Consider the following 13,856-nt stretch of genomic DNA (forward strand, 5'->3'; position numbering starts at 1 on the left):
GACCCATGGCCAACACCGAAACCGCCCTCAAGGAAGCCACCACCATCATCGACGGCGCCCTGGGTGCCGCCCTCGTCGACTACACCAGCGGCATGGCCCTCGGCACGATAGGCGGCGGCAAGGACCTCGACCTGACGGTCGCCGCCGCCGGCAACACCGACGTCGTACGCGCCAAGGTGCGCACCATGGAGATGCTGGGGCTGAGCGAAGAGATCGAGGACATCCTGATCACGCTCGGCTCGCAGTACCACCTGATCCGGCTCCTCAAGGGCCGGGGCGCGAACGGCCTGTTCCTCTATCTGGCGCTGGACAAGGAGCGGGCCAACCTGGCGATGGCCCGCCACCAGCTCCGGAGGATCGAAGCCGAGCTGGAGATCTGAGACCGGCATACGCGGGACCGTACGACCGCCGTACATACGACCGGGTACGTACGACCGGCGTACGTTCGCTCAGCGGCGCCGCGCCCCGCCCGGTGCGGCGTCGCCGGCCGCGATGCCCGTCGACCGGTACGCCTTGACGGGCTTTCCGGCCGGTCCCTTGCCGAGCCAGTCGGTCCGTACCCACCACAGGGTCTCGTCGGTACGTTCCCGGTGGCCGATCCACAGCGCCTTCAGCCAGAGCCCGGCGCCCGCGCCCGCCAGCCACAGCCCGCCCGCGCCGGGCAGCGCGAACGACGAGCCGACGGCGGCGAGGAACGCGCCCAGCAGCCACCAGCGGTGGGCGCGCCGCCAGACCCGCAGCGTTACGGCCCGGTCCTGGAGGAAGTCCGCCCGCGCGGCCCGGGTGGCCTCCGTGGCCAGCCGTACATAGCGCCCGCGCCGGGCCAGGGCGACGGTGGCGGCGGTCACCAGGAAGAGCGCGGCCCCGGTCAGCAGCCCGATGCGCCGCCCGGTGAGCCCGGGCAGCAGCGCCCCGGTCGCGGCGGCCAGCAGTCCCGGCCACCACAGGGGCGCGGCCCCCGCCCGTACGACCACGGCCACTCTCGCCAGTGCCTGCCCTCCGCGAGCCACGTCCGCCTCCCTGTTCACGGTCTCCTCGGTGCGGCGGGAGGGTAACGCCCCTTCCTTAAAGTCTCCTGAGAAGCCCCCGGGGACGTCACTCCACGAACAGGCCCCGCGCGGCCGCCGCCGCGTCGAACTCCTCCAGCCGCGCCTGTGCGTCCGGCAGCCCGTCGCACATCGCCTCCAGCAGCACCCGCCCCAGCAGCATCGGCGCGCACGCCGTGTCGAAGGCGAGGCCGGTCCCGACCGCCGCCGGGAGCAGCAGGTCGCTGTGCTTGGCGACCGGCGCGAACGCGGAATCGGCGACCGTGACGACGGTGAGCCCGGCGTCGCGCGCGTACGCGAGGGCGTCCACGACCTCGCGGGGGTGCCGGGGCAGCGCGAAGCAGAGCAGCACGGTGGCGCCCGCACGCACGGCGGCGTCGATCCGGTCGGTGAGCATCGTGCCGCCCTCGTCGAGCAGCCGTACGTCCGGGTGGACCTTCGCCGCGAAGTACGCGAAGCCGCGCGCCTGGGAGGAGGCGGCGCGCAGTCCCAGCACGGGCAGCGGCCTGGACGACGCGAGCAGCCGCCCGGCACGCTCCACGGGCTCGGGGTCGGCGAGCAGTTCGGCGAGGTGCTTCAGGTTCTCGATCTCGCCCAGCACGGCCTGCTGGTATTCGTTGTACGTCGTCTCGCCCGCCGCTGCGGCGGCCGGCTCGGCGGGTGCCACCTCGCGCAGGTGCTTGCGCAGCGCCGGATAGCCGTCGAACCCGAGCGCCACCGCGAAGCGGGTCACGGACGGCTGGCTGACCCCGGCCAGCTCGGCCAGCTCCACGCTGGACAGGAACGGTACGTCGCCGGCGCGGCGCACCATCGAGTGGGCGATCCGCCGCTGGGTGGGCGTCAGCCGGTGCCCCTCGAAGAGCGCCTGCAACCGTGCGGCAGGGCTGTCGCTCATGCCGTCCCCCTGTTCCCGAGCTTCCTATTCAGTCATCCATGACTCTGCATGACAATATGCAGCCGGGCAAGCGGGCACGGTGGCGGCCTGGGGTGCCCAGGGGGGCGAAGAGGGGGGTTAGCCCCAGCGACACCACTTCTCCGGCTCCGTACCGTATCGAGCATGGAAACCCGCGACACGGAGTTCGAGAAGGAGCTCGAGAAGGAGCTCGACGCCACCCTTCAGGCCCGGCGCGAGCTGGGGACGGAGTACGAGTCGGCCCTCGTCGAGTCGTTCCTGGAGAAGGTGGAGCAGCGCCTGGACGCCACGGTCGACCGCCGCGTCCGCCGCCAGGTCGCCGAGCAGCAGGTGATCGTCGCCCGCGGTGCCCGCCCCGGCGGGGCGCCTGCCGCCGGGGAGAATTTCGGGGAGCGCTTCGGCTTCGCCATCGTCTCGCTGGTCCTCGCGGTCCCGCTCACGGCGATCGGCGCGGTGAACGCCGGGCTGAAGGGCCTGCTCGTCACCTGGGCGGGCATAGTCGGCGTCAACGCGGCGCACTGCCTGCGGGGCATATCCCAGCGGCGGCGCCGCGATCCGGACGTGTAGGGGGAGAAACGCGTAAGGGGAGAAACGCGTAACGGCAGGACGTGCGACGGGAGAAACGCGTAACGGGGAAGGGTGGCGCGGGGACCGCCGCACCCCCGTTGCCGGGGGGCGGGACGACGGCGGTCCCCGCGAGGGACACGGGCCCGGGTCAGGGCCGGTCTCCGCGTCCGTGGCGTTCGCTGGAGGTCCGGGAGCCGCTCCGGAAGTCCTTGACGCCGACAAGGACTACGGTGCAGGACGCGTGTTAAGCGGGTGCTGCCGCAACATGTCGGGCTCGTACCGTTTTCGCGAAGCCCCGTCCCGTTGTGGCTACTTGCCGTCCTTCGCGAGGAAGGCGAGCAGGTCCTGACGGCTCACCACACCGGTCGGCTTGCCCTCGACCAGCACGATCGCCGCGTCGGCCGTGCCCAGTACGGACATCAGGTCCGCGACCGGCTCACCGGAGCCGACCTGGGGCAGCGGCGGGCTCATGTGCTTGTCGAGCGGGTCGTCGAGGGAGGCGCGCTTGGTGAACAGGGCGTCCAGCAGCTCGCGTTCGACGACCGAGCCGACGACCTCGGCGGCCATGACGTCGGGGTGACCGGCGCCGGGCTTGACGATGGGCATCTGGGAGACGCCGTACTCGCGCAGGACGTCGATGGCCTCGCCGACCGTCTCCTCGGGGTGCATGTGGACGAGCTTGGGGATGTCGCCCTCCTTGTGGCGGAGGACGTCGCCGACGCTCGCGGACGGGCCGGACTCCTCCAGGAAGCCGTAGTCGGCCATCCACTCGTCGTTGAAGATCTTCGAAAGGTAGCCGCGTCCGCTGTCGGGAAGGAGGACGACCACGACATCGTCGGGGCCGAGGCCCTCGGCGACGCGCAGCGCTGCCACGACCGCCATGCCGCAGGAGCCGCCGACCAGGAGACCCTCCTCCTTGGCCAGGCGGCGGGTCATCTGGAAGGAGTCCTTGTCGGACACGGCGATGATCTCGTCGGTGACGGTCCGGTCGTACGCGGTGGGCCAGAAGTCCTCGCCCACGCCCTCGACGAGGTAGGGCCGCCCGGAGCCGCCGGAGTAGACGGAGCCCTCGGGGTCGGCGCCGACGATGCGGACCTTGCCACCGCTGACCTCCTTGAGGTAGCGGCCGGTGCCGGAGATCGTGCCGCCGGTGCCGACGCCGGCGACGAAGTGGGTGATCTTCCCCTCGGTCTGCTCCCACAGCTCGGGACCGGTGGTCTCGTAGTGCGAACGGGGGTTGTTCGGGTTGGAGTACTGGTCCGGTTTCCAGGCGCCCGGCGTCTCACGGACGAGGCGGTCGGAGACGTTGTAGTACGAGTCCGGGTGCTCCGGGTCCACGGCCGTGGGGCAGACGACGACCTCGGCGCCGTACGCCCGCAGCACGTTGATCTTGTCGGTCGAGACCTTGTCGGGGCAGACGAAGATGCACTTGTAGCCCTTCTGCTGGGCCACGATCGCGAGGCCGACGCCCGTGTTGCCGGACGTGGGCTCGACGATCGTGCCGCCCGGCTTGAGGGCGCCGCTCTCCTCGGCCGCCTCGATCATGCGCAGGGCGATGCGGTCCTTGACCGAACCGCCGGGGTTGAAGTACTCGACCTTGGCAAGGACGGTGGCCTTGAGGCCCTCGGTCACACTGTTGAGCCTCACCAGCGGGGTGTTGCCGACGAGGCTGATCATCGAGTCGTGGTATTGCACCGTAGTCTCCGGGGTCTCCGTAATGGTCCAGCCAGCGTATGCGTAGTCGGAGGCGGTTACGGGGCAGTTAGCTCTTGTACGGCAACAAGGAGGTGGCTGCCCCTATGTCGAGGGCGAGGGTGGCACGGCGGATCGCCGCCGGCGCGGCGTACGGGGGCGGCGGTATCGGGCTGCTGGGGGTGGCGGCGGTCGGGGTGCTGCTGGCCGAGGTGCAGTTGGCGAAGCGTTCGGTGGGCGGTGGTGTGGCGCCGCTGCCGCCGTGCGCGGACGGGCTGTACGGCCGGGGGTACGGGGGCGGTGCCGAGCCCCTGCGGCTCGCCCTCCTGGGTGATTCCACCGCGGCGGGGCAGGGGGTGCGCCGGGCCGGCCAGACGCCCGGCGCGCTGCTGGCCTCGGGGCTCGCGGCGGTCGCGGAACGCCCCGTGGAGCTGCGGAACGTCGCCCTGCCGGGGGCCCGCTCGGACGACCTGGAGCGCCAGGTCACGCTGCTGCTCGCCCATCCGGGTCGGATTCCGGACGTGTGCGTGATCATGATCGGCGCGAATGACGTGACGCACCGGATGTCGGCGACGGAGTCGGTGCGGTACCTGGCGACGACCGTGCGCCGGCTGCGTACGGCGGGCGCGGAGGTGGTCGTCGGCACGTGCCCCGACCTGGGCACGATCGAGCCGGTGTACCAACCGTTGCGGTGGCTGGCGCGGCGTGCGTCGCGCCAGTTGGCGGCCGCCCAGACGATCGTGGTCGTGGAGCAGGGCGGCCGCACTGTGTCGCTGGGCGACCTGCTGGGGCCGGAGTTCGCGGCCAACCCGCGCGAGATGTTCGGGGCGGACAACTACCACCCGTCGGCGGAGGGGTACGCGACGGCGGCGATGGCGGTGCTGCCGACCGTGTGCGCGGTGATGGGCGTGTGGCCGGAGGCCGACCGGCTGGAGGCGGACCGCCGGGAGGGCATGCTGCCGGTCGCGAAGGCCGCGGCGGAGGCGGTGGAGGAAGCCGGTACGGAGGTCACGGGCGCCCGCGCCCCGTGGGCCCTGCTCAAGCACCGCCGCCGTCGCCGCCTCCCCTCGGTCCAGGACCCGGCCCCCCTCCGCGACGACGCCCGCCCCTGACCGTCCACCGGGCGGGCGCGCCCCTCCGCGGCGAGGGGGCCCCGGGCGGTCGGTGGCCCACGACCCGCTGCGCGTCCCCCTTCGGGGTCAACCGCGCTCGGCCCCCACGCCCTCGCGACGCGGAGGCCCCGCCGCCCGGGCCCGGGGGCGTCCCGGTTTCGTGAAGGGGCGGGGTGGGGGACAAGCCCCGCAGAGGGGCACCCCGGGGTGAAACCGCCCGTTACGGGAAGGCGCTCAGTGGCGGCCGGGGCCGCGCGGGCTGAGCGAGCGCTTAGAAATGCGGTCCGCATCACACGTCCGCCCCGATGACCTGAGCGATACGTACAGGTAACTTCCCTCTCAGTCCTGCCCTTCGCCCCTCTGGAGCCGTGATGCCCGAAGCCGTGATCGTCTCAGCCGCCCGCTCCCCCATCGGCCGGGCCTTCAAGGGCTCGTTGAAGGACCTGCGGCCGGACGACCTGACCGCCACGATCATTCAGGCCGCGCTCGCCAAGGTGCCCGAGCTCGACCCGCGTGACATCGACGACCTGATGCTCGGGTGCGGCCTGCCCGGCGGCGAGCAGGGGCACAACCTGGGCCGGATCGTCGCCGTGCAGATGGGGATGGACCACCTGCCGGGCTGCACGATCACCCGGTACTGCTCCTCTTCGCTCCAGACGTCCCGCATGGCCCTGCACGCCATCAAGGCGGGCGAGGGCGACGTCTTCATCTCCGCCGGTGTCGAGATGGTGTCCCGCTCGGTGAAGGGCACCAGCGACGGCCTGCCCGACACCCACAACCCGCTCTTCGCCGAGGCGGAGGCCCGCACGGCCGCCCGCGCCGAGCAGGAGGGCACCGACTGGCACGACCCGCGCGAGGACGGCCAGATCCCCGACGCGTACATCGCGATGGGCCAGACCGCCGAGAACCTGGCGCGCCTCAAGGGCGTCACGCGCCAGGACATGGACGAGTTCGGCGTCCGGTCGCAGAACCTCGCCGAGGAGGCCATCAAGAACGGCTTCTGGGAGCGGGAGATCACCCCGGTCACCACGCCGGACGGCACCGTCGTGTCCAAGGACGACGGCCCGCGCGCGGGCGTGACGCTGGAGGGCGTGCAGGGCCTGAAGCCGGTCTTCCGCCCCGACGGCCTGGTGACCGCCGGCAACTGCTGCCCGCTCAACGACGGCGCCGCCGCGCTGGTCATCATGAGCGACACCAAGGCCCGCGAGCTGGGCCTGACCCCGCTCGCGCGGATCGTCTCCACGGGCGTCTCGGGCCTGTCGCCCGAGATCATGGGCTACGGGCCCGTCGAGGCCAGCAAGCAGGCGCTGAAGCGCGCCGGGCTGACCATCGGCGACATCGACCTGGTCGAGATCAACGAGGCGTTCGCCGCCCAGGTCATCCCGTCGTACCGCGACCTGGACATCCCGCTCGACAAGCTGAACGTCAACGGCGGTGCCATCGCCGTCGGCCACCCCTTCGGCATGACCGGCGCCCGCATCACCGGCACGCTGATCAACAGCCTCCAGTTCCACGACAAGCAGTTCGGCCTGGAGACCATGTGCGTCGGCGGCGGCCAGGGCATGGCCATGGTCATCGAGCGGCTGAGCTGAGCTGTAGCGGAGGGGGGGTCGCCTGAGGAACGAAGGCGGCACCTGCCCGCACCAGTAGCGAAGCGGAACGCGACCAGAAGAGGCGAGCGGCTCAGCTAATCGCTCCGCGTCCCAGCCGTGACCGAATCTCCCCCAGGATGTGACCTATCTCCCGGGGGAGATTCGTTTGTGCAGGTCAGCCTGACAATCCGGTAAAACTACGAGGCAAAAGACCTGTCCATTTCGTGACGTAATGCACTGACAGGGGGCGCGGGGGCACGACAAGCTGATGTAGGAAGTGCGGGGGATCGATTGAAACCGGGAGTAAGTCAGTGAGCGCCATGTCTCTCGCCCTGCTGCTGACCACGGCCACCGCCACGGCCGTGGGCGCCGCTGCCCTGCACGCGGCCCACGGGCTGCGCAAGCAGGTCATCGCGCTGCGCACGGAGCTCGCCGCCGCGAACACCGCCGACCGTACCCCCACCGTGCCGCACGCCCGCACCGCCGAGGACATACGCGCGGCCGTCGCCGAGGCCCTCGCGGAGGAGCGGGAGCGCGAGCTGGCCGAGGCGCGGGCCTTCTGGGCGGCCCAGGAGGCGCGGGACGCCGCCGACGGGCCCGCCACCCTCCTCGGCCCACTGGGCGGCGGCACGGCGGCCGGGACGGGCGAGGACGGGCCGTTCTTCGTGCCGCGCCAGGCGGACTTCGCGGGCCTGGAGGCGCTGGACGCGATGGACGCGACCGACCTCGGCCTGGAGTACGCCGAGTACGCCGACGGCCTCGACGATGTCGACGCCCTCGCCGAGCTGCCGGACTTCCCCGGCATCAGCGACAACCAGTTCCCCGAGGACTCCCCCGAGCTGGCCGCGGCCCGCCGCCGCCACCCCTCGCACCCCGACTTCGTGCCGGTCCAGACGCCCGTGGTCACCGACCACGAGCGCACCGTGGCCCGCCTGGAGGAGCTCGCCGAGACCCGCACGGCGCTCACCGACGTACGGCCCGGACCCCTGGGCACCCTGGACGTGTACGTCTTCGCCGACGGCACGACCCTGTGCATGACGCCCGGCCACCGGGAGACCGCCGAGCGCCTCGCGGAGGCGCTGCACCGCGGTGAGACGCCGGTCCTGCTGGGCGGGTCCGGGGTCTCCGGCGCGTACGCCCTGACCTTCTCGTGCGGCAGCGGCGCCGACGCCGAGAGCGTCTACATCCTCGCGGACCGCGTCATAGCGTCGCTGTAGCCGCCGCCCGCCGCACCGCCGCCACGGCCTCGTCCAGTTCCCGCCGGAGCAGCTCTCGCCGAGCCGGGGAACCGGCCGGGGCCGTTCGCAGAATTTCCGCCAAATCGTTGCAGGCCACCACCAACTGGTCCGCGACCGCGAACACCCCGGCGTCCGGCATGGTCCGCGGCGGCGCGTCCGGCGCCTCCAGCCGCTGCGCCCGGAGCGCCAAGTCCCTGGCCAGCGCCAGCCCTTCGGCCGCCGCTCCCCGCTGGAGCCGGCTCTGCGGCGCGGCCCGCAGCCGGTCGGCGAAGCGTTCGACGGTGGCGGTCAGTTCTGTCGTATCGAGCACGCCGCGACCCTATGCGCCGCGACGGGACTGTTGCCAACGGGCGAACGCTCAGGCACGGTGACGTGAAGGAGCACACGCGCAGAGCGTCCGGAGGCGCCGATGTCCCAAGTCTTCTCCGAAGAGACCCATCGAAATCTGCTCTCCCGCATTCCCCACTGCACAGGCCGGCAAGTGTCCGAATGGCTTCGCACCGTCGAGGAAGGCCCCTCCCTCGTACGTTTCGAGGAGAAGGTGAGCTGGCTCCGGGGCGAGCACAACCTCAGTTACGGACACGCCAAGGCGATCATCCACGAGTACGACCTCAGGCGGGCCGCGCGCAAGCTGCTCTGACGGGTCGGACGACAACGCCGAAGGGCCCGTCCGGCGGTTGCCGGACGGGCCCTTCGTCAGGTCACAGCGATCAGTCGTCGCCCTGGAGGATCGACAGCAGTCGCAGGAACTCCAGGTAGATCCACACCAGCGTCATGGTGAGGCCGAAGGCCGCCAGCCAGGACTCCTCGCGCGGGGCGCCGTAGGTGATGCCGTCCTCGACCTGCTTGAAGTCGAGGGCCAGGAAGCACGCACCGAGGATGATGCCGATGACACCGAACAGGATGCCGAGGCCACCGCTGCGGAAGCCGAGGCCGTCACCGCCGCCGAACACGGCGAACAGCATGTTCACCGCCATCAGCAGGATGAAGCCCAGCGCGGCCGCCATCACGAAGCCGTAGAAGCGGCGGGTGACGCGGATCCAGCGCATCTTGTAGGCGATCAGTACGCCGGCGAAGACCGCCATGGTGCCGAGCACCGCCTGCGGGACGACACCCGGCGACAGGTACGTCGAGACGGCGTTGGAGATCACACCGAGGAAGACGCCCTCGAACGCCGCGTACAGCAGGATCAGCGCCGGGGACGCCTTGCGCTTGAAGGACTGGATCATCGCGAAGACGAAGGCCACGAGGGCCGCGCCGATGGCGATGCCGTACGACGTGTTGATGTTCGCCGGGTCGACGGGCATCAGGAACCAGGCGAGCGTCGCGGTGACGAAGACCGTACCGAGCGTGATCGCGGTGCGGGACACCACGTCGTCGATGGTCATCGCGCCGGGGCGCGCCGGGGCCTGTGCGGGGGCGCCGAGCTGGGCGTCCTGCGCGTAGGGGTTGGTCGCGTACGGGTTCGTCGCGTACGGGTTCGTTCCAGCGGCGGGGCCCCCGGCCTGCGGCTGCTGCGCGTTGAAGCCCGCATAGCCGTTGTCGCGGCTGAACCCCCGTCGCGAGAAGACCGGGTTGCTGCTCCTCATCTCACTCCTCCATGGCCGCCGTGCGCGGCCTTGAGACAAGAGTAATGGGCAAGCAAAAGAAACACCCTAGTGCTCGGGGAGGATCTTTCACTCCCGTCACACTCGTCCCCGCACTCCCGCGTGGCTGAATCCTGCCGGTCGTCCGGTTTTTTGTGGGACCGCTCCCGTGAGGAGGGTCGGGAGTGCCCGGAACCGGACTCGAACCGGTACGGCCCGAAGGCCAGCGAGGTTTAAGCTCGCCGTGTCTGCATTCCACCATCCGGGCGTTACCCCGCGGCTCCGCGTTGGCACATGAGCCTATCGGGGCGCGTCCCCCGAACAGCGGAACGATGGCCCGATGTTGTCTTATTTTATTGACGTCTGAGGGTGCGTCAGTGCTGGTGGGCGGCGTTCCGCGGCAGACTTCGGGGGCTCGCGGCCGCAAAGACGTACGCAAAGGAATGACGGAAAGTCGTCGTCTCCTGTCACCCGGTCGGTGACCGGCCCCGTCCGCCCCGGCCCCCTGGCCGCGTCTCAGGGGCTCCGTCATACCTCAGGAGGAGGGGCGGGCCCCCCGGTCCGACTCCAGGCTGCCCCGGATACGGGCATGCGGACGGACGCCCGGCGGGGTGGTGGGCGATGACGATGGACGGGTCCTCGATGAACAGTCCCCGACAGGAGCCCCCACGTGACCACGACCCCCACCGCCTACCGCGCCACCGCGGTGGCCGCCCGCGCCACGGATCTGTCCAAGGTCTACGGACAGGGTGAGACCCAGGTGGTCGCCCTGGACCGGGTCACCGTGGACTTCCACCAGGGCGAGTTCACCGCGATCATGGGTCCCTCGGGCTCCGGCAAGTCGACGCTGATGCACTGTGTGGCCGGGCTCGACACCTTCAGCAGCGGTTCGGTCCGGATCGGTGACACCGAGCTGGGCTCCCTCAAGGACAAGCAGCTCACCCAGCTCCGCCGCGACAAGATCGGCTTCATCTTCCAGGCGTTCAACCTGCTGCCGACGCTGACCGCCCAGGAGAACATCACGCTCCCCATGGACATCGCGGGCCGCAAGCCCGACAAGGAGTGGGTGCGCAAGGTCATCGACATGGTGGGTCTGTCCGGGCGCCTCGGCCACCGGCCCGCGCAGCTCTCCGGCGGCCAGCAGCAGCGCGTCGCCGTGGCCCGCGCGCTGGCCTCCCGCCCCGAGATCATCTTCGGTGACGAGCCGACCGGAAACCTCGACTCCCGCTCCGGCGCCGAGGTGCTGGGCTTCCTGCGCAATTCCGTGCGCGAACTGGGGCAGACCGTCGTGATGGTCACCCACGACCCGGTGGCCGCCTCCTACGCGGACCGGGTGATCTTCCTCGCGGACGGCCGCATCGTCGACGAGATGCTGCGCCCGACGGCGGACGGCGTGCTCGACCGGATGAAGGAGTTCGACGCCAAGGGCCGCACGAGCTGACGCCCCACCGGGGCGCGCCGCCCCGCCCTGGCCCGGACCGGGCCGCCCAAGGACGTCCCCGGATCGCCCCGGATCGCCCCGGAAACACGCCGATCCCCTTCACCCCAGGACTCACACCTCATGTTCCGTACCGCCTTGCGCAACGTGCTCGCGCACAAGGCCAGGCTGCTGATGACCGTGCTCGCCGTCATGCTCGGCGTGGCGTTCGTCGCCGGCACCCTGGTCTTCACCGACACCCTGTCCAACGCCTTCCGCAACCAGTCGGCCAAGAGCTACGACAACGTCGCCGTGGCCGTCACCTCGTACGCCAACCAGGACGACGCCAAGCAGGAGCCGGGCCTCTCCCAGCAGACCCTCGACAAGATCGGCCGGCTGGACGGGGTCGCCTCCGTCACCGGACGCGTGGACGGCTTCGCCGGGGTCGCCGACCCCGACGGCAAACTGATCGGCGTCGGCTGGTCGAACAAGGGCTCCAACTTCGCCCCCGGCAAGGACGGCAAGGACCCCGCCTACGACTTCACCGAGGGCTCCGGCCCGGTGAAGGCCGACCAGATCGCCCTGGACAAGGACACCGCCACCAAGGGCGAGTACAAGGTCGGCGACAAGGTCCGCGTCGCCACGAACGGGCCGGTCAAGGAGTACACGCTGGCCGGCGTCTTCACCACCGAGGACGGCGCCGTCAGCGCCGGCGGCAGCCTGGTCCTCTTCGACACCTCCGTCGCCCAGCACCTCTACCTGAAGCCGGGCTACTTCAAGGACGTGACCGTCACCGCCGCGTCCGGCGCGGACGACGCGCGGATCCTCGACGCGGTCGAGCCGCTGATCCCGGAGAACGCCGAGGCCAAGACGGGCGCCGCGCTCGCCGACGAGCAGGCGCGGTCCATCGAGGAGGGCCTGAGCAGCCTCAACCAGATGCTCCTGGCCTTCGCCGCCATCGCGCTCTTCGTCGGTGTCTTCCTGATCTCCAACACCTTCACCATGCTGGTCGCCCAGCGCACCAAGGAACTCGCGCTGATGCGCGCCGTCGGCGCCTCCCGCAAGCAGATCACCCGCTCGGTGCTGGCCGAGGCCGGTGTGGTCGGCCTGGTCGCCTCCGTGGTGGGCTTCGCGCTCGGCGTCGGCCTGGCCGTCGGGCTGCGCTCCGGGATGGCCGCGTTCGGCATGAAGGTGCCGGACGGACCGCTCGTCATCGGTACGACGCCGGTGCTCGCCGCGCTCGGTGTGGGCGTCCTGATCACGATGCTCGCCGCCTGGCTGCCCGGCCGCCGCGCCGCGAAAATCCCGCCGGTGGCCGCGATGAGCAGCGTCCACGCGGTGGCCACCACCAAGTCGCTGGTCGTGCGCAACTCCATCGGCGCGTTCATCACGGCCGCCGGCGCGGCGCTGATCGTGGCGGGTGCCGCGGCCGGCTCGGACGGCCGGATGCTCATCGGCGGCGGTGCCTTCTTCGCCCTCGTCGGCGTGATCGTGCTGATCCCGCTGCTGTCCCGCCCTGTCATCGCCCTCGTACGGCCGCTGCTGGTCCGCGCCTTCGGGGTCTCCGGAAAGCTGGCCGGACAGAACGCGGTCCGCAACCCGCGCCGCACCGGCGCCACCGCCTCCGCGCTGGCCATCGGCCTGACGCTGGTCACCGGCCTGTCGGTGCTGGGCGTCACGGTCGGCACGGCGCTGGACAAGATGACCACGGACCAGATCAAGGCCGACTACATGGTCGCGATGGCCAGCGGCGGCGATCTCGACAAGTCCGCGCTGGCCGCGCTGGAGAAGGCGCCGGGCGTCACGGCGGTCTCGCCGCAGCAGTCCTCGTCCTTCGAGGTCAAGGGCGAGTGGGTGTCGGCGTCGGCGATCACGCCGGGCGACATCGAGCGCGTCCTCAACGTCGAGCTGGTGAACGGTTCGCTGGACTCGCTCGGCAAGGGCGGCATCGCGGTCGCCGAGAAGACGGCCACCAAGCAGGGCTGGAAGGTCGGCGACACCCTGCCGGTCACGTTCAACGACGACAAGAAGGGCTCCCTGAAGGTCGGCGCGGTCTACAAGGACAGCGAGTTCCTGTCGCCGGTCCTGGTGGACACGAAGGTGGTCGCCCCGCACGAGACCAAGCCGTACATCCCGCAGATCTTCGTGAAGATGGACGGCGGCCAGACCGCGGCGAACGAGAAGGCCCTGGTCAACGCGCTCGGTGACAACCCGGCGATCAACGTCATGGACAAGCAGGACATCCGTGACCAGTTCGGCGGCATGATCAACATGATGCTGAACATCATGTACGGCCTGCTGGCGATGGCCCTGATCATCGCGGTGCTGGGTGTCGTCAACACGCTGGCGATGTCGGTCTTCGAGCGGCAGCAGGAGATCGGCATGCTGCGGGCGATCGGCCTGGACCGGCGCCGGGTGAAGCGGATGGTGCGGCTGGAGGCCGTGGTCATCTCGGTCTTCGGCGCGGTGGTCGGCATCGGCCTCGGCTCGTTCCTGGGCTGGGCGATCGGCCAGACCATCAAGTCGAGCCTGCCGGGCTACGCGCTGGTCATCCCCTGGGACCGGATCGGGATCTTCCTGGGCCTGGCGGCCCTGGTGGGCGTCCTGGCCGCGATGTGGCCGGCGCGCAGCGCGGCGAGGCTCAACATGCTGAACGCCATCAAGGCCGAATAGCCCCCACGGGAAACAGGGCC

At 71.0% G+C, this 13,856-nt stretch carries 13 protein-coding genes and 1 tRNA gene; 8 read left to right on the forward strand and 6 right to left on the reverse strand.

Going from position 1 to position 13,856, the window contains the following annotated elements:
- Positions 1-5: 5 nt before the first annotated feature.
- Positions 6-380: a hypothetical protein gene (locus tag AB0J57_RS15285; protein WP_366128610.1), complete on the forward strand. Its 375-nt coding sequence runs from the start codon at positions 6-8 to the stop codon at positions 378-380.
- 69 nt (positions 381-449) lie between these two features.
- Here the strand turns inward: AB0J57_RS15285 and AB0J57_RS15290 are convergent, their stop codons facing one another.
- Together AB0J57_RS15290 and AB0J57_RS15295 are read right to left on the reverse strand one after the other, a co-directional pair.
- A complete protein-coding gene (locus AB0J57_RS15290) occupies positions 450-1,010 on the reverse strand; it encodes a hypothetical protein (protein WP_366128611.1) in 561 nt (186 codons plus the stop codon).
- An 85-nt stretch (positions 1,011-1,095) separates the two neighbouring features.
- Positions 1,096-1,941: a MurR/RpiR family transcriptional regulator gene (locus AB0J57_RS15295; protein WP_366128612.1), complete on the reverse strand. Its 846-nt coding sequence runs from the start codon at positions 1,939-1,941 to the stop codon at positions 1,096-1,098.
- 162 nt (positions 1,942-2,103) lie between these two features.
- On the opposite strand from AB0J57_RS15295, the gene AB0J57_RS15300 reads away from it, so the two are divergent.
- Complete coding sequence (locus AB0J57_RS15300; protein WP_366128613.1) at positions 2,104-2,526, forward strand: hypothetical protein; 423 nt, start codon at positions 2,104-2,106, stop codon at positions 2,524-2,526.
- 309 nt (positions 2,527-2,835) lie between these two features.
- Here AB0J57_RS15300 and AB0J57_RS15305 read toward each other — a convergent pair whose 3' ends face one another.
- A complete protein-coding gene (locus tag AB0J57_RS15305; RefSeq protein ID WP_366128615.1) occupies positions 2,836-4,221 on the reverse strand; it encodes a cystathionine beta-synthase in 1,386 nt (461 codons plus the stop codon).
- A 119-nt stretch (positions 4,222-4,340) separates the two neighbouring features.
- Here AB0J57_RS15305 and AB0J57_RS15310 point away from each other — a divergent pair, with 119 nt between their 5' ends.
- The 3 genes from AB0J57_RS15310 (at position 4,341) to AB0J57_RS15320 (ending at position 8,139) form a co-directional block, all read left to right on the forward strand.
- Entirely contained in the window at positions 4,341-5,330 is a 990-nt protein-coding gene (locus AB0J57_RS15310) for an SGNH/GDSL hydrolase family protein (protein WP_366129088.1), read from the forward strand.
- Positions 5,331-5,701: 371 nt separating this feature from the next.
- A complete protein-coding gene (locus AB0J57_RS15315) occupies positions 5,702-6,922 on the forward strand; it encodes an acetyl-CoA C-acetyltransferase (RefSeq protein ID WP_366128616.1) in 1,221 nt (406 codons plus the stop codon).
- Between the two features lie 320 nt (positions 6,923-7,242).
- Positions 7,243-8,139, forward strand: a complete 897-nt coding sequence (locus tag AB0J57_RS15320; protein ID WP_366129089.1) for a hypothetical protein — start codon at positions 7,243-7,245, stop codon at positions 8,137-8,139.
- Here the strand turns inward: AB0J57_RS15320 and AB0J57_RS15325 are convergent.
- Complete coding sequence (locus AB0J57_RS15325) at positions 8,123-8,470, reverse strand: hypothetical protein (protein ID WP_366128617.1); 348 nt, start codon at positions 8,468-8,470, stop codon at positions 8,123-8,125. The two genes, AB0J57_RS15320 and AB0J57_RS15325, sit on opposite strands and share 17 nt — an antisense overlap.
- A 99-nt stretch (positions 8,471-8,569) precedes the next feature.
- On the opposite strand from AB0J57_RS15325, the gene AB0J57_RS15330 reads away from it, so the two are divergent.
- Complete coding sequence (locus AB0J57_RS15330) at positions 8,570-8,800, forward strand: DUF4287 domain-containing protein (RefSeq protein WP_073757614.1); 231 nt, start codon at positions 8,570-8,572, stop codon at positions 8,798-8,800.
- A 70-nt stretch (positions 8,801-8,870) separates the two neighbouring features.
- Here the strand turns inward: AB0J57_RS15330 and AB0J57_RS15335 are convergent, their stop codons facing one another.
- Together AB0J57_RS15335 and AB0J57_RS15340 are read right to left on the reverse strand one after the other, a co-directional pair.
- Positions 8,871-9,749, reverse strand: a complete 879-nt coding sequence (locus tag AB0J57_RS15335) for a Bax inhibitor-1/YccA family protein (RefSeq protein ID WP_366128618.1) — start codon at positions 9,747-9,749, stop codon at positions 8,871-8,873.
- A gap of 183 nt (positions 9,750-9,932) precedes the next feature.
- Positions 9,933-10,014: transfer RNA gene (locus AB0J57_RS15340), tRNA-Leu, on the reverse strand.
- 402 nt (positions 10,015-10,416) lie between these two features.
- Here AB0J57_RS15340 and AB0J57_RS15345 point away from each other — a divergent pair.
- Positions 10,417-11,187, forward strand: a complete 771-nt coding sequence (locus tag AB0J57_RS15345) for an ABC transporter ATP-binding protein (protein WP_366128619.1) — start codon at positions 10,417-10,419, stop codon at positions 11,185-11,187.
- Positions 11,188-11,307: 120 nt separating this feature from the next.
- Positions 11,308-13,836 (forward strand): FtsX-like permease family protein, encoded by a 2,529-nt coding sequence (locus tag AB0J57_RS15350; RefSeq protein ID WP_366128620.1) that lies wholly within the window; start codon positions 11,308-11,310, stop codon positions 13,834-13,836.
- The last annotated feature ends 20 nt before the right edge of the window (positions 13,837-13,856 follow it).

Source organism: Streptomyces sp. NPDC049837, assembly GCF_040674455.1.
In the GTDB taxonomy this organism is placed as follows: domain Bacteria; phylum Actinomycetota; class Actinomycetes; order Streptomycetales; family Streptomycetaceae; genus Streptomyces.